This window comes from Streptomyces sp. NPDC015144 (assembly GCF_043079735.1).
Lineage (GTDB): Bacteria > Actinomycetota > Actinomycetes > Streptomycetales > Streptomycetaceae > Streptomyces.
Genome location: NZ_JBIBUU010000004.1, coordinates 343,767 through 363,157, shown reverse-complemented (window position 1 = coordinate 363,157; position 19,391 = coordinate 343,767). Strand labels below are relative to the sequence as shown.

The window sequence follows — 19,391 nt, the reverse complement described above, 5'->3', positions numbered from 1 at the left end:
GAGAGGGCAGTCATGACGGACGCGCGATGGGCCGAGGTGGACGGCTACTTCAACGGCCTGCTGGTGGGCCCGGACGAGGTTCTGGACGCGGCGGTGGCGGCGAGCGAGGCGGCGGGGCTTCCGGCGATCCAGGTCGCCGCCAACCAGGGCAAGCTGCTGAACCTGCTGACCCGGTTGCAGGGGGCGCGCAGGGTGCTGGAGATCGGCACCCTCGGCGGCTACAGCACCATCTGGCTGGCCCGTGCGCTGCCGGAGGGCGGCAAGGTCGTCACGCTGGAGGCCGACCCGGCGTACGCGGAGGTGGCCCGGGCCAACGTCGAGCGGGCCGGTCTCGGGCAGGTCGTCGAGGTCCGGGTGGGCCGCGCCCTGGACACGCTGCCGGAGCTGGCCGCTGAGGAACCGGAGCCGTTCGACGTCGTGTTCATCGACGCCGACAAGCCGAGCAACCCCGAGTACCTGGCCTGGTCGCTGAAGCTGACCCGGCCCGGGAGTCTGATCATCGCGGACAACGTCGTACGCGACGGCGAGGTGGCCGACGCCACCAGCGACGACCCGAAGGTGCGGGGCGTCCGCCGGTTCACCGAACTCGTCGCGGCCGAACCGAGGCTGAGCGCGACCGCGCTCCAGACCGTCGGCGAGAAGGGCTACGACGGCCTGATGATGGCACTGGTCACCGGCTGAACACCCTCTGGCATGCTGAGGCCTGTTTTCACAGGTGGTTCACGTGAAGAGCACATGACTCACCTGAACCGCATGGTTCTTGGGCAGAGGGGTGCGTCGGGGTGGGGACGAGAAGAAGGGCGGCGGCCGCGGTGCTGTGCGCCGCCGCACTGGCCGGAGGGCTGGCGGGCTGCGGCGGATCGGACGGGGCGGACGGCTCCGGGGGCGGTGCCCCGTCCGCGGCGCCCGCCATGAGCGACACGCAGCGGATGAACGAGTCGCTCAAGCTGTTCAAGGGGTACCGCTCCTTCCGCATGAAGGGCGAAGTTCGGCAGCCGATACCGAGGATGGTGGACCTGAGCGCCGACCGGCGGGGCAACTGCGTCGGCACGTACGCGGACTCACGCATTCCCAATGACGTCGTCATCACGGGTGGTCGCGCCTGGGTGCGCTACGGCGAGGAGAGCCGGAAACAGTTGCGCGAGCTCGCGAAGGTGGCCGCGCCGCACAAACTGGCCGCCGTCGACGAGGCGCTCGCGAAATCCCGCGGGAAGTACATCGAGTACGCCGCTGAGGACGCCCTGAAGGACCCGGGACTCTCGCTCTGCGCGCTCGACACGGCGTTCGCGGGAATCCCGGCGAAGGCCGACAAGGCGGAGCGGAGGGGAAACCCGCGACCCGAGGGCGATGTACGGACCGTTCAGATCGCGCACGGGACCGGCATCGGTGAGGTGTCGGTGTACGTGGCGGAGAAGGGCGGTAATGAACCCCGCGGTATCGACTTCACTCTCGGCGACGTCCCCGTGATGCTCAAACTGGACGCGTACGACAAGCCGGTCGTCGCCAAGCCGCCGAAGCCCTCGGAGACCGTGCAGGCGAAGGACCTCCCCGCACTGGATGTGCTCGCCGACTGAGCGGGGTCCGTAGCGGCGACCGGTGCGGGCCCGCCCGGAATCCCTTCGACATCGGCGGTGGGGGCGGTCACGATCGAACGTATGAGTTCGTATGTGAGTGACCCGATTCGTGCAGGTGCGCAGAGGCTGCCGGGAGGGCGGCTGCTGGGGTGGGCCGAGTGGGGGCCCGAGGACGGGGTGCCCGTGCTGTTCTCGCCCGGGGCGGCCACCAGTCGGCACCTCGGGTTCGGCGCCGGTGCCGTGGACCGGCTCGGGGTGCGGCTGGTGGCCGTCGACCGGCCGGGGCTGGGCGCCTCCTCGCCCGCTCCGGGCCGTACGTTCGGTGACTTCGCCGAGGACGTCCGGGCGTTCGCCGCCCTGCGGGGCCTCGGGCAACGGCCGCTGATGGCCGGGAACTCGCAGGGGGCGCCGTTCGCGCTGGCGTGCGCCGCGGCCGGGGTGGTCGGGGCGCTCGCAGTGGTCTCCGGTGCGGACGAGGTCGCCGACCCGGGCTTCGCCGACGCGCTCCCGGCGGAGCTGCGGCGCCTGGTGGACCTGGCCGTCACCGACCCGGCCGCCGCCGAAGGGGTCTTCGCCGGGTTCACCGCACAGGCGATGCTGGACATGGTCATGTCCAGCAGCCCGGAGTGTGACCTCGCGGTCTACCGGGAGCCCGCGTTCGCCGCCGCGTACCGGCGCGCCCTCGACGAGGCGTTCGCGCGGGGCGCCGAGGGGTACGCCCGGGACACCGTGCTGGCCATGGGGCGCTGGGGGATCGGGCTGTCGGACATCGCCGTACCCGTCGACCTCTGGTACGGCACCGAGGACACCGGCCACTCGCCCGACCAGGGGCTCCGGCTGACCGCCCGCATCCCGGGCGCGGTCCGGCACCTGGTGCCGGAGGCCGACGGGGCGGTGCTCTGGACCCATGCCGAGCAGGTGCTGAGCACCCTCCTGGCCCACGCCGCCCCCGCCCCCTGAGCCGCGGAACGCGACAGAAGGGCCCCCGCCTGTCACGTCCAGGCGGGGGCCCTCCCTCCATCCGCCTGCCGGGTGAAGGTTGAGAAGACGATCACGAGGCAGGACGATTCACGCGCCGCCCGGTCAGGGGGCGAGCAGCAGCACGTCGGCGCGCTCCTTGGCGGCCGCGTAACGCTTGGCCACGTCCTGCCAGTTGACGACGGCCCACATCGCGTCGATGAAGTCGACCTTCTGGTTCTTGTACTGGAGGTAGAAGGCGTGCTCCCAGGCGTCGAAGACCAGGATCGGGGTGGAGCCCTGGCCCACGTTGCCCTGGTGGTCGTAGACCTGTTCGACGATCAGCTTGCCGCTGACCGGCTCGTACGCGAGGACGCCCCAGCCGGAACCCTGCGTGGTGGCCGCGGCCTTCGTCAGCTGGGCCTTGAAGCCGGCGAACGAGCCGAAGGACTCGGTGATCGCGTCCGCCAGGTCACCGACGCCGTCCGCCGCGAGCGGCTCGCCGCCGCCGTCGCCGGTCATGTTGTGCCAGTAGATCGAGTGCAGGATGTGGCCGGAGAGGTGGAACGCCAGGTTCTTCTGGAGCCCGTTGATCGATCCCCAGGAACCCTTGTCGCGCGCCTCCTCCAGCTGCTCCAGGGTGTCGTTCGCACCCTTCACGTACGCGGCGTGGTGCTTGTCGTGGTGGAGCTCGATGATCTGCGGATTGATGACCGGTTCGAGCGCCGCGTAGTCGTACGGGAGTTCCGGGAGCGTGTACGTGGCCATGTGATCGAACCCTCCAGCTGCTTACCTGTGGTTATTGCAACCTATATGCAAGAGCATCCTAAGGGTAGGAGGGTTCCGCCCGTGATCAGTCCTTCGGCCTAGTCGGAGCTTCGACGGGATCCGATGGCGCGGTGGCGTTCTCGCGAGGACAACGCCACTAGGCTGCTGCGGAGTTGACCAACAGGGGGAGAGCACTGTGCGAGCGAAGCACCGGCACGTCATGCATCTGGCTCTCGTGGCAGTGCTGACCGGTTTGGCGGGCTGTTCCGATGGCGCGTCCGGGACGGATACGGACGCCGGGGCCCCGGGTGCGGCCTCCGGCGCCGAGCCTCCGGCCGCGGCGAAGCCGAAGGCCTTCGATCCTCCCGCGAAGTTCGGCAAGGAGATCGCACTGCCCGTGGACGAGGACGTCAAGGACTGGGGGTTTGCCCTGCACGGGCCCAGGCTGTACCACCGGACCTCCGAGGCGCTCGACGCCTACGACACCCACTCCGGGGAGAAGCTCTGGTCGTCCCCCCTCGGCCGCAAGGACTGGTACACGGGCAAGGAGGGCGTGCCGAGCGACGACCAGACCATCCCGCCGGTCCTCGCCCAGCAGGACGGCCGCACGGGCGTCCTCTTCGCGTACGCCGACTACACGAAGGGCTCGGGCACCGAGCGCGACCGGACCGACGTCTACCTGCGCTCCGTCGACGCGGACAGCGGCAAGGTGTCCTGGACGGTCCGGCTGCCCGCGCCGAAGGGGGCGACCGTCAGTGACCTGGAGCCGGCGGTGATCGGCGCCGAGGGCGGAACCGCGGCCCTCAGGGTCCTCACACGCACGGACGATGCCGGCGGTGACGGCGGCCAGAGCGCCACCACCTACGCGGTCGACCTGAAGAGCCACCGGGCGATCTGGCAGAAGGACGGCTTCGCGGGCGCCGCGCTGGACGGCGGCACCGTCATCGGCGCCCAGCTCGGCAAGGAAGCGACCTTCCAGGCGATCGACGGCTGGCACTCCCCTCAGGAGGACGTCGCCCTGGCGGGCCTGGCGCTCACGGACGGCTCCCCGCGCTGGAAGCAGGAGGGCCGTGCCGGGGTGGAGATCGAGCAGGTGGGAGGCGGCTTCTTCGTCGCGGGAACGCTGCGCGACAGCCGTACTGGCGAGCCCGTCCCCAGCGCACCGAACGGCAGCTTAATCCACTGCATCCACGACCAGCGGTCCACGGTCGTCTGCGACACCAAGGAGGCCGCACGGGGCATCGACGCCCAGAGCCGCAAGGTGCTCTGGACCCTCTCGGAGGAGGACCCCTCACGGAAGAAGCCCGAGGTCGCGAACGCCTTCCACGGTGCCGTCTACGCCACCGCCGACGCCGACAGCGTCATCCTCGACGCCCGCACGGGCAAGGACCGCGGCCTCTACGACAACGCGAGCACGTACGTGATCAACGAGTACGCCGCGGTGGGCATCGACATGAACGTGTACCCCGCGACCGGATGAGCTGGTGCCACCGGTCGATCTGCGTCCGGTGCGCCGTTGCGGCCTCGGGTTTCCTCCCGGCAGGGCCTGAAGGCGTTCGTAGTCGGGGCGGTCGTTGTCGTCCGGTGCGGTGATCTCCCCGTCCGACATCGCCGACCGGCCCTCGGGCGTGGCGGCCAGGCCTCGTAGTTCGGGGGAGGCGGCGGTGATTTCATGTCCGCCTGGTGATCTGCCCGCAGCACCCCGGACGCTCCGTCACGCTGACTCGTCGGAAGCAACTTTCGCGCTGAAACCCGCGTCTGCCAGGGAGAAAGGGGCCGAACCCCAGTATCCCCATGCGTGAACGGAGCTTTCGGTGCTCATAGGACTGCTCGCCGCCGTGGCAGCATCGATCTGCTATGGCACGGGCTCCGTCCTGCAGGCCGTCGGATCACGGAAGTCAGCCCGCCGGGAGGCCGTCGCGGGCAGCGTGACCCAGCATGGTGGCCCGAGCCTGTCGTCCACTGCGAAGGCCGCGATGACCTGGGAGTTCATCGTCGGAACCATCCTGGACTTCGTCGGCTTCGGGCTCGGCGTACTGGCGGCGCGCCTCCTGCCGCTGTTCCTGTCGCAGACCGTGATCAGCGCCAACCTGGTGATCACGGCGTTGCTGAGCATCAAGCTCCTCGGTCTCCGCCTCAACCGCGCCGAGTGGACCTCGATCGCGGTGGTCTGCTCCGCGCTGGTGCTTCTCGCGACGGCGGCGGGCCCGGAAGGCACCGGCGACACCCCGATCTCCACGCACTGGTGGCTGTTGGGGATCTCGCTGCTCCTGATCGTGGGCGGCACCGTGGTCGTACGCCTGCTGGGGGCGCGCGCCGCGATCCTGGCCGGCCTGCTGTCCGGGCTGGGCTTCGGCGCCCTCGGCGTCGGGGTGCGCGTGCTGAACGGCGTCGACCCCTTCGATCCGGCGGCACTGCTCTGCGATCCGGCGTTCTACGCGATCCTGGTGGGAGGCATCGGCGGCATGTACCTGCACACGGTCGCCCTGCAGGTCGGCTCGGTCAACGGCGCCACCGCCGCGCTGGTCGTCGGCGAGACCGTCCTGCCGGGCATCATCGGCGTGCTGTGGCTCGGCGACGCCTCCCGTCCCGGTTTCGCCTGGGCGGCGATCACCGGATTCGTGCTCGCCGTATCGGGCGCGGTGGCAGTGGCCTGGTTCGGGTCCCCGACAGGGCACGACGGCGACCTGAAACAGCGCCCGTGACACCCGCCAAGGACGCCCCGGACCTCCGCAGGGGCCTGCCCCGGCACCGGATCCGCCGAATCTTCCCCGCCTGGACCCGTACCGGAGTCCGGTGGCCGGACCGTGATCGGGCGGCCTGCGGCCGGGGGACGGAGGGACCCGTGGAGGCCGTCCGGCGGGTTCGGCCGTCGAGGTGCCCCGTGGCGGGCTGATCCAGATGCGTAGGGCCGGAGACAGGTGAAGGATCGGAATGCGGCAGAGTGCCTGACCTCGGAGGTTCGATATGCCGAGACCCTTGTGGGCAGGGGCCATCAGTTTCGGCCTGGTGACCATCCCGGTGAAGATCCTTTCCGCCGGCGAGGACCGCTCGGTGCGCTTCCGCCAGGTCCACCTGGAGGACATGGGCCGCGTCCGTACCCGGAAGATCTGCGAGCTCGACGGGAAGGTGCTGGAGCAGGACGAGATCGGCAAGGGGTACGAGGTCGCCCGGGACGAGATGGTGCCGATCACCGACGACGAGCTCGCCGGGATGCCGCTGCCGACCGCGAAGGCCATCGAGATCGTCGCATTCGTCGACGCCGACAGCATCGACCCCGTCCGCCTCGGTGACAGCTACTACCTGGCCGTCGACGGCCAGGTCGCCGCCAAGCCCTACACCCTCCTGCGCCGGGCACTGGAGCGCTCCGACAAGGTCGCGGTCGCGAAGCTCGCCTGGCACGGCCGCGAGCGCCTCGGGATGCTCCAGGTGCGCGAGGACGCGATCGTGCTGCACAGCATGCGCTGGCCGGACGAGATCCGCAGCCCCGACTCCCTCGCCCCGAAGCCCGTCGACCTGGACGACGACGAGATCGACCGCGCCGTCCAGCTCACCGAGACCATGACCCGGGACGACATCTCCGGCTTCCGCGACGAATACCGCGACGCCCTGGAGAACCTCATCGAGGCGAAGGCCGAGGACAGGACGCCCCCGCAGCCGGGAGAGGAAGAACGGGAGCGGCAGCCGGGGAAGGTCGTGGATCTGATGGCTGCCCTGAACGCGTCCGTGAAGGCCGCCCAGGAGGCCCGCGGGGAGCACGACGGCGCGGAGGCGACCGTGCACGAGATCCGCCCCACGAAGCCCGCCACGAAGACGAAGGCCACCGCCTCCAGGACGACCAAGCGGGCCCCGGCGAAGAAGGCCGCCCCGAAGAAGACCGCTCCCAGGAAGACCGCCGCGAAGAAGCGGCGGAACGCCTCCTGACCCCGGGTCCCGGCGTCCTTCACACCATGACCGTGCTGCCGCGCATCGAGCCCATGCTCGCCACCCCCGGCCGCCTCCCCGTGGACGACGAGCAGTGGTCGTTCGAGGTGAAGCAGGACGGGCAACGGGCGATGGTCTACCTGCCGGGCGACGGCACCGTGCTCCTGCGGGCACGGTCCGGGGCCGATATCACCCCGGCCTACCCCGAACTCGCCGGCCTGGGCGCCGTCCTCCGCCGGCCCGCGGTCCTGGACGGCGAAGTCATCGCCCCCGACCCGGAAGGGCGCGGCGACTTCGAACTCCTCCAGTCCCGCATGGGCCTGGCCGGCTCCGCGGCGAAGGCAGCCCGCATGGCGGCCACGGTCCCCGTGCACCTGGTCGTCTTCGACGTCGTCTTCCTCGAGGCCGAGTCCTTGATACGGGAGCCGTACGCCGAGCGCCGCACCGTGCTGGAGGGCCTCGGCCTGGATGGACCGTACTGGTCGGCACCGGCAGCGATCACCGGCCACGGGGACCGGGCCCTGGAGACGACCCGCGCGGCCGGGCTCGAAGGACTGGTCGCCAAGCGCCTGACCTCCCACTACGAGCCGGGGGTGAGGTCCAGGTCCTGGACGAAGATCCGCAACGTGCACACCATCGACGTCATCGTCGGCGGCTGGACCCCCGGCCGAGGCAGACTCGCCGGACTCCCCGGCGCCCTCCTCGTCGGCCGGCCGCAACCCGACGGCACCCTGCTCTACGCGGGCAGCGTCGGCACCGGATGGACCGACCGCGAACGCACCGCCCTCGCCGACCACCTGCACAGGACCACCACCAGCACCTGCCCCTTCCACCCCCGACCCACCGTGGCCGGAGCCCACTGGGTGGAACCCCGCCTCGTCGGCGAGATCCGCTACGCCGCCCGGACCCGAGCCGGACTCCTGCGCCACCCTTCCTGGCACCGACTACGCCCCGATCTCACCTGGCAGGACATCGGGTGACCCGGACGTCCCTCCGGCCGCTCCGGTCGTCGCCGCGTGGCCCGGGTCAGGCGCGGGCGTGGGTGCGGGCCTCGGTGAGGCGGGACAGGTGGTCCTCGTACGCCTTCGCGTAGTACGCCGACCGGGCCGGGTCCGGGGCGGCGGTCTGGGTCGGGGCCGTCCACACCGCCTCGTCCAGCTCCGCCCCGAAGCGCCGGGCCGCCGCCAGCACCGCGCCCCGCGCCCCGACCTCGCCCTCCACGATCCGCACCGGCCGGCCCAGCACATCGGCGAACAGCCGCATCCAGGCGGGCGACCGGGTGCCGCCGCCGCACAGGGCGAGGGTGCCGGTGAGGCCCGCCGCCTCCAGGCAGTGCCGGGCGGCGAACCCGATGCCTTCGCAGACGGCCCGGATCAGGTCCGCCGGGGTGGTCTCCAGCGACACCCCGGTCAGTTCGGCGCGCAGCCGGGGTTCGACGAACGGGGCGCGCTCGCCGGACGGGGCGAAGTAGGGGAGCACCCGGACCCCGTTCGCGCCCGGCGGGGTGGCGGCCAGCAGCGCGTCCACCTCCGCGTGGCGTACGCCGGTGGTGGTCAGGACCCAGTCCAGGGCGGCGGTGCCGACCATCGCGGGCATGGCGCGCAGCCAGTGGCCGGGCTGGTCGGTGGAGATGTGCAGCCCGGCCGGTTCGCCGGTCAGGTCGATCCGGTCGGTGGCCGCCAGCGCGGCCAGGCAGGTGCCGACGATCAGGAGGCCGTCGCCGGGGCGGGTGACGCCCGCGCCGAGCGCGCAGGCCGGCAGGTCGTACGGGCCGTTGGAGACCCGTAACCCGGAGGGGAGCGTGCCGGTGGCGACCGGGTCGCTGACCGGGGCCAGCAGGGCGGCCCGGTGGGCGAGGCCGAGCGCGTCCAGCACCTCGGGGTCGTACGCCCTGGTCACCGGGGACAGGAACGGCATCGACGCGTCGGAGACGTCGGTCGCCCGCACCCCGGTGAGCCGCTGGAACACCATGTCCTTGCAGTACAGCGCGGCCTTCGCGGCGTCCAGCGCGGCCGGTTCGTGGCGGTCGAGCCAGGCCAGCACCGGGCCCGGACAGCCCGGGAACATCGCGCCGCCGGTGCGCCGGTAGACGGTCTCGAAGACCCCGTCCGCCAGCCAGCCGTCGACCAGTTCATGGGCCCGGCCGTCCATCCAGGAGATCGCCTTGCGGACCGGCAGTCCCGCCGCGTCCACCAGCCAGACGCCGTCGCCCTGGCCGGTGAGCCCGGCGAACTCCACCCCGTCGGTGGAGAGCGCGGCCAGCACCTCGCCGACCGCCCCGTACACCTCGTCCATGTCCTGCTCCACGCACCCGTCGTGGATCGACAGCCCCACCGGGCGGGACTCCACGGCCAGGGTGCGGCCCCGCGCGTCGAAGGCCGCGGCCTTCACCACGGAGGTGCCGACGTCGATACCGATGTAGCGCGGTCCGGTTCCGGTCATGGTCACAGCTCCCCTCAGAGGGCGTGGGCGAGCGGTTCGCCCCGCACGTAGCGCGCCACCTCGGCCGCCGCGATCCCGGCCGCCTTCTCCGCGACGGCCCGGCTGGCCCCGGCCACGTGCGGGGTCATCAGGAGGTGCGGAGTACGGAAGAGCCGCGATCCGGGCGGCGGCGGCTCCTGCTCGTACGTGTCCAGCGCCGCCGCCCGCAACTGCCCCGAGTCCAGCGCGTCGCACAGCGCGTCCGTGTCCAGCAGGGCGCCCCGGGCCGCGTTCACCAGCACCGCGCCGCGCGGCAGCAGCGCCAGCTCCCGGGCCCCGATCAGATGCCGGGACTCCGGGGTCAGCCGGGCGTGCAGCGTGAGCACGCGCGAACGGGCCAGCAGCTCCTCCAGCGAACCGGCCCGCATGCCGTGCACATCGCCCCGCACATACGGGTCGTACACCTCGACCCGCGCGCCGAACGCGGCGAGCACCCGGGCCACCCGGCTGCCCACCGCGCCGTAGCCGACCAGCCCGACCGGGGTGTCCTCCAGCTCCAGGCCGCAGTTCTCGTACGTGTAGTGGGTGGCGTCCCAGCGGCCGTCCGCGGCGAGGGCGTGGTGCGCCTCGGGGATCCGGCGCAGCGCGGCCAGCATCAGCCCGACGGTGAACTCCGCGGTCGCCGCCGCGTTGCGCCCCGGCGCGAAGCACACGTGCACGCCCCGGGCGCGGGCGGCGGCGGCGTTCACATTGACCGGGCCGCCCCGGCAGACCACGATCAGCCGGAGGTCGGGCGCGGCGGCGAGCACCCGCTCGGTGAACGGGGCCATCTGGGTGACGCACACCTCGACCCCGTCCAGGGCGGCGATCAGCGCGTCCTCGGCGTCGCTCGCCTCGGTCACCTCGGCGACGGGGCCGAAGGGTTCGAGCGGCCAGGGCAGGGTCAGCTCGTCGAGGCGGGGCTCCACGGTGAGCGGGCCCAGCGCCCGGTACAGGGCCTCGGCCAGCAGCGTGTTGCGGACGAAGTGGTCACCGGCGAGCAGAATCCTCGTCACCGGGCGAACCGTCTCGGAACGGGTCATCACAGAGCGTCTCCTGTCTGGGCGTCGAAGACATGGACGTGCCGGGGATCGGCGGTGATGCGTACGGTGTCGTCCCGGTCGGGCCGTACCTCCGGGCCGACCACGACGACCAGCGGCTTCGCCACCCCGTCGAGCGACAGCGTGGTGATGCCGGATTCCAGCAGGGGTTCGTGGGCGGCGACCCGCGCCCGTGCACCAGTGTCGTCCAGGCACAGGTCCTCCGGGCGGATGCCGAGCACCACCGCGCGTCCCGCCGCGAGCCGGTGCGCCACCGGGAGGCGGACCGTGTCGGAGAGGCGGACCCCGCCGGAGCCGTCGGCGGTGCCGGGCAGCAGGTTGATCGAGGGTTCCCCGACGAAGTCGGCGACGAACAGGTTGGCCGGGGCGTCGTAGATCTCCTCGGGCGTGCCGAGCTGCTGGATCGCGCCGTCCCGCATCACCGCGATCCGGTCGGCGAGCGACAGCGCCTCCTCCTGGTCGTGCGTCACCAGGATGGCGGTGTGCCCGCTGTCGCGCTGGATGCGTTTCAGCTCGCGCCGGGTGGTGTCCCGCTGGGCGGCGTCCAGATGGGAGAGCGGCTCGTCCAGGAGGAGGACGTCGGGCTCCCGGATGAGGGCCCGGGCCAGTGCGACCCGCTGTTTCTGGCCGCTGGAGAGCCCGGCCGGGCGGGCGTCCAGCAGCTCGGTGATCCCGATGCGGGCGGCCATCTCCGCCACTCTGCGGCGGATCTCCGTCCGGCCGAGGCCGCCGCGGGCGGCGAGCCCGAAGGCCAGGTTCCCGGCCACCGTCAGCGGCGGGTACAGCGCGTAGTTCTCGAACGCCACCCCGATGTTGCGCCGCCGGGCCGGGAGCCCCACCACCGACGTGCCGCCGATCAGGATGTCGCCGCCGGTCACCGGTTCCAGACCGGCGATCATCCGCAGGGTCGTGGACTTGCCGCAGCCGGACGGGCCGAGCAGCCCCAGCAGTTCGCCGGAGCCCAGCTCGGCGTCGAGGCACCGGACGGCCTCGACGGCGGCCCGGCCCCGACCGGTGTAGGTCTTGCGCAGCGCGCGCAGCGCCAGCCCGGTCACGGGGCCACCACCGCCCCGGCGGCCGTCCCCGTCCGGAAGGCGGCGGCGCCGGCCGCCACGCCCGGCCGGAGCCCCGCGGTGCCCGCGTCCGGCCGGCACCTCGTCGGTTCAGTCACACGTCATCGCCGCCTCGCCGCGTCGGGGTCATCCGTCGTCGCCGTCCTCCGCGCCGGTGGAACGGCCGGTGGGGCAGACCTCGTAGGGCACCTTGTGCTCGTCCAGTTCGCGCAGCGCCCGCGGCGTGGCCCCGTCGTCGACCAGCAGCAGATCGAAGCGGGAGAGCGGGGCCAGCCGGTGCAGGGCCACCCGGCCCAGCTTCGAGTGGTCGAGCAGCAGCACATTGCGGCTCGCCGAGTCGAGCATCGCCCGCTTCACCGAGATGATGTGCTGCTCCTGGTGGTAGGCGAAGCCGCCGGACACCGCGGAGGTGGAGGTGAAACAGACGTCGACCTGGAGCGACTGCACCGCCTCCACGCACGACACGCCGAGGAACGAGGAGTGCAGCGGGTCGAAGTCCCCGCCCAGGCCCATCAGATGGATGCCCCGCTCCTGCGACAGCAGGTTGATCGCCTCCAGGAAGTTGGTGACGACGGTCAGCGGGGTGATGGAGCGCAGCCGGCGGGCTATCTCCAGCGTCGACGTCGAGTCGTCCAGCATCACCGCCATGCCCGGCTCTATCAGCCTCAGGGCCCGCTCGGCGATGGCGGCCTTCTCGGCCCGCATCGTCTTCAGCCGGTAGGAGACGTTCGACTCGAAGACGCCGGAGGGCTGGGCGGTGACCCCGCCGCGGAACTTGCGGACGATGCCCTGGCGTTCCAGCTCGTCCAGATCGCGGTGGATGGTCATCAGGCTGACGTCGAAGCGCTCCGCCAGTTCGGCGGCGCTCACCTCGCCCTGCGCGAGGACGTACTCGGCCATGGATGCCTGGCGGGGGGCGGGGCCCCGCTGCGGAACGTTGCTCACGTGCTGATCCTTCGTCCTGGACGTGCCGGCCGGTCGGCCTCGAACAGCAGCAGACTCTCAGGCCGTACGGAGAGCCGGACCGGGCGGTCGGGGCTCAGCCCCGCCGCCTCGGCGCGCGGTACGACGAACGAGAGCCGCTGCCCGCCGAGCCGGACGGTGACCTCGGTGGACCGGCCCAGCAGTTCGGTGACGTGGACGGCGCCCGTCAGCCCGTACGCGGTGCCCGGCGGCGGCTCCCCGAGGGCGACGTCCCGGGGCCGCAGGCCCAGTTGGACCTCGGTGCCGGGCGGCACGGGGACGCGCAGCGGCAGCTCGTACGCCCCGTCCGGTGCCCGGACAGCGCCCTCGGCCGTCACCGTGCCCGGCAGCAGATTGATCTGCGGGCGGCCGAAGGACCGGGCGACGAAGGTGTCGTACGGGCGGTGCCACACCTCCTCGCGGGTGCCGGTCTGGACCGTGCGGCCGTCCCGGAGGACCCCGATCCGGTCGCCGAGCGCCAGCGCCTCCACCGAGTCGTGCGTGACGTAGAGCGTGGTGGTGTTCCGGACCGCGCCGATCGCCCGCAGCTCCGCCCGCATCGCCTGGCGCAGCTTCGCGTCGAGATGCGAGAGGGGTTCGTCCAGCAGGAACGCGCGGGCCGGACGCACCAGCACCCGGCCGAGCGCGACCCGCTGCCGCTGCCCGTTGGAGAGCCGCCCCACCGATCGGTCCAACAGCGCCCCGATCCCCAGCAGTTCGGCGACCTCCCCGATCCGCTCGCGCGCCAGGTGCGCGGGGAGGCGGTGGCGCGGTGAGCGGAGCGGGGAGGCGAGGTTGTCGTACACGGTGCGGTGCGGGTAGAGCGCGTACGACTCGAAGCACATGGCCACGCCCCGGTCGTACGGCTCCACGCCCGCCATGTCCGCGCCGCCCAGTTCGACCGTCCCGGCCTCCGGCTCGACGAGGCCGGCGATCGTCTTCAGCGTGGTCGTCTTGCCCGCCCCGGACGGGCCGAGCAGGCAGAAGAACTCGCCCTCGGCGACCTCCAGGTCGAGCCCGTCGAGCGCGGTGGTCCGCCCGTACCGCTTGCTGACGCCGCGCAGCGCGAGGGCGGCCGGGCCGGTCATGACTTCACCGCCCCGAACGACAGCCCGCGCACCAGGTACCGCTGGATGGTGAGGGCCAGCAGCAGCGGCGGGACCACCGAGACCAGGGCGGCGGCGGCCGTCAGGTTGTACCGGGGCCGGTCGCCGCCGAGGAAGGACAGCGCGCCGACCGTCACCGTCTGGGCGCTCGACGAGGTGAGGATCAGCGGGAAGACGAAGTTGTTCCACGCGAAGATGAACGCCAGCAGCGAGACGGCCGCGATCCCCGGCCGCACCAGCGGCAGCGCCACCCGGAAGAACGCCTGTTTGCGGGTGTAGCCGTCCAGCAGCGCCGCCTGCTCCAGCTCCGGGGAGAGGTCCTGGAAGTACGAGCGCATGATCCAGACGACCAGCGGCAGCGTCACCAGCTGGAGCACCCACACCATGCCGACGTAGGTGTCGAAGAGCCCGAGCTGCTGGTAGAGCACGAACAGCGGGATGATCACGGTCAGTTCGGGCGCGAAGCGGAACGAGAGCAGGGTGAACATCAGGTTCTCCGAGCCGCGGAACCGCCACCGCGCGGCGGCGTACGCGGCGGGCAGCCCCACCACCAGCGACAGCGCGACCGCCCCCAGCGACACGACGAGGCTGTTCACGAAGAAGCGGAGGAACGGCACCCCCTGGTCGTCCCCCGAGCCCAGCACCGTGCGGTACGAGTCGAGCGTCGGGGTGAACGAGAAGTACGTGCTGAACAGCTCGTTCGCCGGTTTCAGCGACAGCACCACCATCCAGACGACCGGGAAGAGCGAGAAGACGAAGTAGCCGATCAGCGCCAGATCGGCGGCGACGGCGAGCACCCGGCGCCTCATCCGGCCACCCCCGCCGCCCGGCCCCGGCCCACCCGGGCCCCCGCGTGAAAGCCCCGGATCATGCGGGCACCTCCGCCGCACGGCTCTGCACCCGGCCCAGATAGCGCACCAGCGCCATCGTGACCAGATAGACCACGGCCCACAGCACGATCATGTAGCTGATCCCGAAGGAGTACCGCTGGAAGCGGATCGCCTCCAGGTACGCCCGGATCTGGAGCACCATCGTGGAGTCGCCCGGTCCGCCCTCGGTCAGCGCGTAGATGATGTCGAAGACCTTCAGCGAGTCCATGAACCGGAAGATCACGGCGACCAGGACGTACGGCCAGAGCATCGGCAGCGTCAGCCGCCGGAAGGTGAACCACCAGCCCGCCCCGTCGACCGCCGCCGCCTCGAACGGGGAGACGGGCAGCGACCGCAGCCCGGCCAGCGCCAGCACCGCGACGAACGGGGTGTAGACCCACACGTCCACCGCGATCGAGGAGAGCAGCGCACCCGTCGGCGTGTCCGTCCACTGCACCCCGCCCAGGCCCACCGGCTCCAGCAGATGGTTCACCACCCCGACCGAGGGCTGGAGCATCAGCTTCCACATGATCGCGGCGATCACCGGAGCGATCATCAGCGGCAGGATGAGGATCTTCTCCAGCACCCGGCCGACCCGGCTCGACCGGTGCAGCAGGAGGGCAACCGCCACCCCGAGCACCGTCTCGACCGCCGCCGCGCCGACCGCGTACGCCACCGTCACCCGGGCCGAGTCCCAGAACGCGGGCTGGGTGAGGATGCGGTGGTAGTTGCCGAACTCCACCAGGTCCGGGCGCGGCTTGCTCGCCGCGAAGTCGAAGACCGTGTAGTAGAGGCCGAGCCCGAACGGGTAGAGGATGCCGCCGGTCAGCAGCAGCGCGGGCACGATCAGCAGATACGGCCGCAGCGCCCGACGCCGGGCCGGCACCGCCCGCACCACCCGCGCCTCCCGTACCCCGGGTTCCTCCCGCACCTTCCGTGCCGTGCCGCGCACCCCGGTCAGCCGACCTTCGCGGCCAGCTCGCCGGCCAGGCCGTTCAGCACCGACGACGCGTTCTTCCCGCCGTATATCTCCTGGAGCGCCGCCGCCCAGGAGGTCGTCGCGTCGAAGAACTGCTCCTGCGGGGTGAACTGGACACGCGTCCGGTCGACCACCGTCTCGAAGGTCTCCAGGAAGCCGGGGATCGCCCGCATCCGGTCCTTGTACGCGGCGTCCTGGCTGATCGACCTCCGTACCGGGTCGATGTGATGGTGCTCGACCGCCCCCTTGCGCAGGTGCTCCTTGCCGGTCGCCCACTGGAGGAAAAGCCAGGCGGCGGACTTCTGGCGGCTGCGCGCGTTCATCCCCAGCGACCAGATCCACATGTTCGTGTCGAGGGAGCCGCCGGGCCCCTCGGGGCCCGGGTGGAAGGCGATCTTCCCGGAGGCGGGGGAGGCCCCCTCCACCGCCTGGAAGTAGGCGGCGGTGTCCGCGTCGAAGAGCATCCCCGCCTTCTTCGCCCCGAGGTCGCTGGAGCACTGGTACCAGGTGTACGAGGTCCAGGACGGCGGCCCGCCCTTCCTGACCATCTCCGCCCAGTCCCGGGTGAAGGCGACCGCCTCCGGGGAGTTCATCGCGGGCCGCACCTTCCCGCCCTCCACGGTGAAGTCCTTCAGGCCGTTGCGGGCGTACATCGTCATGAAGCCGGGGTGGATCGTCGCCCAGCTGCGCGAGCCGCGCACCGCGACCCCGTACATCCCGTCGAAACCCGCCCCCGGCGCCCGGCGGCTGATCGCCGCGGCGGTCTCGCGCAGCTCGTCGAAGGTTTCGGCGGGTTTCAGCCCCAGCTTCGAGAACACCTCGGTGTTGTACGCGACGACATTGGTCTCCCAGCCCCACGGCAGCGCGTACTGCCCGCCCCGGCCGAGCGGCGCGCCCGCCTTCAGGGACCACTGGTCGGCGGCGAGGAGGTTGGGGAAGAAGTCCTCCCGGTCCCACTCCGCCCCGGTGGCCGATTCATTGCGCATCCACGGGCCGAGATCCTCCAGCCAGCCCGGCGGACCGTACTGCCACACCATGTACGCGCCGAGCATGAACACGTCGTAGGAGGCGCGTCCGCTGGAGAGGTCGACGGTGAGCTTGTCGAAGTAGTTGTCCTCGGGGAAGACGTCGTACGCGACCTCGATCCCGGTCTTCTCCGTGAACGCCTTCAGATCGGCGATCAGCGCGTCGGTGTACGGGTGCTTGTTCAGCAGCGCCCGCACCTTGCGGCCCTTGGCCCGCTTCCAGTCGAAGGAGCCGGTGACCTCGTCGGCCGCGGAGCCGCCGCCCTGCGAGCCGCCGCCACCGCCGAAGCCGGTGCCGCAGGCGGTCAGCAACGGGGTGGCGGCCGCGGCCGCCACCCCGGCTCCGCCGAGGGCGAGCAACCGACGCCGGTCGTACGCACGCATGTCCATCCGTGACCTCCACGGCCTGCCGGAGCTGAGTGGGGGGACCGTTCACACATCGGGACGACTGGTTAACAGAGCTTGTAACGGCAGAAGTTGGCCGTCAATCCCTCGCGCACGGGAAATTCTCGGTGCAGAGTGAGAAGTTCACAGAGGGGGCCGATATGTGGATGGGCATCGATCTCGGCACGCAGAGCGTCCGGGCGGTGGTGGCGGGAGACCGCGGTGAGATCCTCGGCAGCGGCGCTGCCCCGCTCACCGGCAGACGCGAGGGCGCGCGGCACGAGCAGCGGCCGCTCGACTGGTGGACGGCGCTGTGCGCGGCCACCCGGCAGGCGCTGGCCGACGCCCCCGCCCCGCGCGCGCTCGCCGTCTGCGCCACCTCCGGCACCGTGCTCCTGGCCGACCGGGCGGGCCGCCCGCTCACCCCCGGCGTGATGTACGACGACGGCCGGGCCGTGGCCGAGGCGGCCCGCGCCGGCACCCCGCCGAGCTGGGCGCTGCCGAGGGCGATGTGGCTGCTGCGGGAGCACGGCGGTGCGGCGGACGGCACCGTACGCATCACCCATCAGGCCGATTCCGTGCTGACCAGACTCGCCGGGACGCCGCTGCCCACCGATTCCAGCCACGCCCTGAAGACCGGCTACGACCTGGTCCGGCAGGAGTGGCCCCGGCGCCGCTTCGCGAAGCTCGGCCTGCCCGACGCGCTCTTCCCGGACGTGGTGCGGCCCGGCACCCCGATCGGCGAGGTGGGCCGGGCCGCCGCCGAGGAGACCGGGATCCCGGCGGGCACCCCGCTGGTCGCCGGGATGACGGACGGCTGCGCGGCACAGCTCGCCTCCGGCTCGCTCGCGGTCGGCTCCTGGAACTCGGTGCTCGGGACGACGCTGGTCCTCAAGGGGGTCACCTCGTCACCGGTCGAGGACCCGGCCGGGGTGGTGTACAGCCACCGCGCGCCGGACGGGAGCTGGCTGCCGGGCGGGGCCTCCGGGGTGGGCGGCGGGGCGCTGACGGCCGCCTTCCCGGGGGTGGACCCGGCCCGGATGGACGAGGCGGCCCGGTCCTGCGAACCGGCCCGGGTGGTGGCGTACCCGCTGGTGGCGACGGGGGAGCGGTTCCCGTTCGTGGCGCCGGAGGCCACCGGTTTCCTGATCGGCGAGCCCGCCTCGGACGCCGAGCACTGGGCGGCCCTGCTGACCGGGGTGGGGCTGGTGGAACGGCTCTGCCTCGACTACCTGGACCTGCTCGGCGCCCAGACGTACGACCGGCTCACCTTCACCGGCGGCGCGGTCCGCAGCGGCCACTGGAGCCGGCTGCGCGCCGACGTCCTGGGCCGCCCCGTGCACATCCCGCGGTACAGCGAACCCGCCCTCGGCATGGCGATCCTCGCCGCGTACGGGGCGGGCGGCGCGGGCAGCCTCCAGGAGGCGGCGGGCCGGATGGTGCGGCTGCGCCACGTGCTGCACCCGCACCCGGTGCGCACCGCGTGGTACACCGAGCCGTACCTCACCCTGGTGGCCGAGCTGGAGCGGCGCGGCTGGCTGCCCGGCCGGGTCGCCGCCCACGCCCGCACCCGCGCCGAGCACGCGTGACCGTCCCCCCACCACCCCCGCACCCGAACGGAGACACCATGACCGCCCCCGCCACCCTGCTGCTCGCCCGCCACGGGCAGACCGTCTGGCACGCGGAGAACCGCTACGCCGGGGTCAGCGACATCGCGCTGACCGAGGAGGGCCGCCGCCAGGCCGGACGGCTCGGCGCCTGGGCGGCCCGCAACAAGGTCGACGCGGTGTGGACCTCCCCGGTCGGCCGGGCCGTCGAGACCGCGCGACCGGCCTGCGAGGCGCTCGGCCTCACCCCCGGCCGCGACCACGACCTGCGCGAATGCGATTTCGGCGCGGTGGAGGGGCGTACGTTGGCGGAGTTCGCGGTCGAGCAGCCGGAGCGGGCCCGGGAGTACCGCGCCGACCCGGTCGCCCACCCCTTCCCGGGGGCGGAGGACCCCCGGGCGGCCGCCGCCCGGGGCACGGCGGCGCTGCGCCGGATCGCGGCCGCCCACCCGGGGCAGCGGGTCCTCGTCGTCGCCCACAACACCTTGCTGCGGCTGGTCCTCTGCGAGCTGCTGGCGATCCCGGCGGGCAGCTACCGCCGGGTCCTGCCGAGGCTGCTGAACGCGGCGGTGAGCGAGGTGCGGCTCGGGCCGGAGGGTGCCGCGCTGCTCTCCCTCAACGTGCCCTGCGACGTCTGAGGG

The 19,391-nt window shown here is 72.4% G+C and carries 18 protein-coding genes; 9 read left to right on the top strand and 9 right to left on the bottom strand.

What is annotated here, in order from left to right; genetic code table 11:
- The first annotated feature begins 12 nt into the window (after window positions 1-12).
- From ACF08W_RS10525 to ACF08W_RS10515, 3 genes are all read left to right on the top strand, one after another.
- Window positions 13-681 (top strand): O-methyltransferase, encoded by a 669-nt coding sequence (locus ACF08W_RS10525; protein ID WP_385204127.1) that lies wholly within the window; start codon window positions 13-15, stop codon window positions 679-681.
- Between the two features lie 101 nt (window positions 682-782).
- Window positions 783-1,574, top strand: a complete 792-nt coding sequence (locus ACF08W_RS10520; RefSeq protein ID WP_392279033.1) for a hypothetical protein — start codon at window positions 783-785, stop codon at window positions 1,572-1,574.
- An 81-nt stretch (window positions 1,575-1,655) separates the two neighbouring features.
- Complete coding sequence (locus ACF08W_RS10515; RefSeq protein ID WP_392279032.1) at window positions 1,656-2,534, top strand: alpha/beta fold hydrolase; 879 nt, start codon at window positions 1,656-1,658, stop codon at window positions 2,532-2,534.
- A 123-nt stretch (window positions 2,535-2,657) separates the two neighbouring features.
- Here the strand turns inward: ACF08W_RS10515 and ACF08W_RS10510 are convergent, their stop codons facing one another.
- A complete protein-coding gene (locus ACF08W_RS10510; RefSeq protein WP_352275355.1) occupies window positions 2,658-3,299 on the bottom strand; it encodes a superoxide dismutase in 642 nt (213 codons plus the stop codon).
- A gap of 196 nt (window positions 3,300-3,495) precedes the next feature.
- Here ACF08W_RS10510 and ACF08W_RS10505 point away from each other — a divergent pair, with 196 nt between their 5' ends.
- The 4 genes from ACF08W_RS10505 to ACF08W_RS10490 all read left to right on the top strand — a co-directional run bounded on the left by ACF08W_RS10505 (window position 3,496) and on the right by ACF08W_RS10490 (window position 8,203).
- Window positions 3,496-4,779: a hypothetical protein gene (locus ACF08W_RS10505; RefSeq protein ID WP_392279031.1), complete on the top strand. Its 1,284-nt coding sequence runs from the start codon at window positions 3,496-3,498 to the stop codon at window positions 4,777-4,779.
- A 334-nt stretch (window positions 4,780-5,113) separates the two neighbouring features.
- Window positions 5,114-6,004 (top strand): hypothetical protein, encoded by an 891-nt coding sequence (locus ACF08W_RS10500; protein WP_392279030.1) that lies wholly within the window; start codon window positions 5,114-5,116, stop codon window positions 6,002-6,004.
- Between the two features lie 262 nt (window positions 6,005-6,266).
- Complete coding sequence (locus tag ACF08W_RS10495) at window positions 6,267-7,223, top strand: Ku protein (protein ID WP_352275352.1); 957 nt, start codon at window positions 6,267-6,269, stop codon at window positions 7,221-7,223.
- Window positions 7,224-7,249: 26 nt separating this feature from the next.
- Window positions 7,250-8,203, top strand: a complete 954-nt coding sequence (locus ACF08W_RS10490) for an ATP-dependent DNA ligase (RefSeq protein ID WP_392279029.1) — start codon at window positions 7,250-7,252, stop codon at window positions 8,201-8,203.
- Window positions 8,204-8,249: 46 nt separating this feature from the next.
- On the opposite strand, the gene ACF08W_RS10485 is transcribed toward ACF08W_RS10490, so the two are convergent.
- The 8 genes from ACF08W_RS10485 to ACF08W_RS10450 all read right to left on the bottom strand — a co-directional run bounded on the left by ACF08W_RS10485 (window position 8,250) and on the right by ACF08W_RS10450 (window position 17,149).
- Window positions 8,250-9,665 (bottom strand): FGGY family carbohydrate kinase, encoded by a 1,416-nt coding sequence (locus tag ACF08W_RS10485; protein WP_392279028.1) that lies wholly within the window; start codon window positions 9,663-9,665, stop codon window positions 8,250-8,252.
- Between the two features lie 14 nt (window positions 9,666-9,679).
- On the bottom strand, window positions 9,680-10,726 hold the full coding sequence (locus ACF08W_RS10480; protein WP_352275349.1) for an NAD(P)-dependent oxidoreductase: 1,047 nt from the start codon (window positions 10,724-10,726) through the stop codon (window positions 9,680-9,682).
- Window positions 10,726-11,799 (bottom strand): ABC transporter ATP-binding protein, encoded by a 1,074-nt coding sequence (locus ACF08W_RS10475; protein ID WP_392279027.1) that lies wholly within the window; start codon window positions 11,797-11,799, stop codon window positions 10,726-10,728. Before ACF08W_RS10475 ends, ACF08W_RS10480 begins: the two co-directional genes overlap by 1 nt.
- A gap of 144 nt (window positions 11,800-11,943) precedes the next feature.
- Window positions 11,944-12,717, bottom strand: a complete 774-nt coding sequence (locus ACF08W_RS10470) for a DeoR/GlpR family DNA-binding transcription regulator (RefSeq protein ID WP_392279067.1) — start codon at window positions 12,715-12,717, stop codon at window positions 11,944-11,946.
- Between the two features lie 41 nt (window positions 12,718-12,758).
- The gene (locus ACF08W_RS10465; RefSeq protein WP_392279026.1) at window positions 12,759-13,868 is read right to left on the bottom strand and encodes an ABC transporter ATP-binding protein; all 1,110 of its coding nucleotides are present in this window, start codon (window positions 13,866-13,868) and stop codon (window positions 12,759-12,761) included.
- On the bottom strand, window positions 13,865-14,695 hold the full coding sequence (locus tag ACF08W_RS10460; protein WP_352275343.1) for a carbohydrate ABC transporter permease: 831 nt from the start codon (window positions 14,693-14,695) through the stop codon (window positions 13,865-13,867). The genes ACF08W_RS10465 and ACF08W_RS10460 overlap by 4 nt, the downstream gene beginning before the upstream one ends.
- A gap of 58 nt (window positions 14,696-14,753) precedes the next feature.
- Window positions 14,754-15,707: a carbohydrate ABC transporter permease gene (locus ACF08W_RS10455; RefSeq protein WP_392279025.1), complete on the bottom strand. Its 954-nt coding sequence runs from the start codon at window positions 15,705-15,707 to the stop codon at window positions 14,754-14,756.
- Between the two features lie 5 nt (window positions 15,708-15,712).
- The gene (locus ACF08W_RS10450) at window positions 15,713-17,149 is read right to left on the bottom strand and encodes an extracellular solute-binding protein (protein ID WP_392279024.1); all 1,437 of its coding nucleotides are present in this window, start codon (window positions 17,147-17,149) and stop codon (window positions 15,713-15,715) included.
- Between the two features lie 161 nt (window positions 17,150-17,310).
- Here ACF08W_RS10450 and ACF08W_RS10445 point away from each other — a divergent pair, with 161 nt between their 5' ends.
- Together ACF08W_RS10445 and ACF08W_RS10440 are read left to right on the top strand one after the other, a co-directional pair.
- On the top strand, window positions 17,311-18,732 hold the full coding sequence (locus tag ACF08W_RS10445) for an FGGY-family carbohydrate kinase (protein WP_392279023.1): 1,422 nt from the start codon (window positions 17,311-17,313) through the stop codon (window positions 18,730-18,732).
- 38 nt (window positions 18,733-18,770) lie between these two features.
- Entirely contained in the window at window positions 18,771-19,388 is a 618-nt protein-coding gene (locus tag ACF08W_RS10440) for a histidine phosphatase family protein (RefSeq protein WP_392279022.1), read from the top strand.
- The last annotated feature ends 3 nt before the right edge of the window (window positions 19,389-19,391 follow it).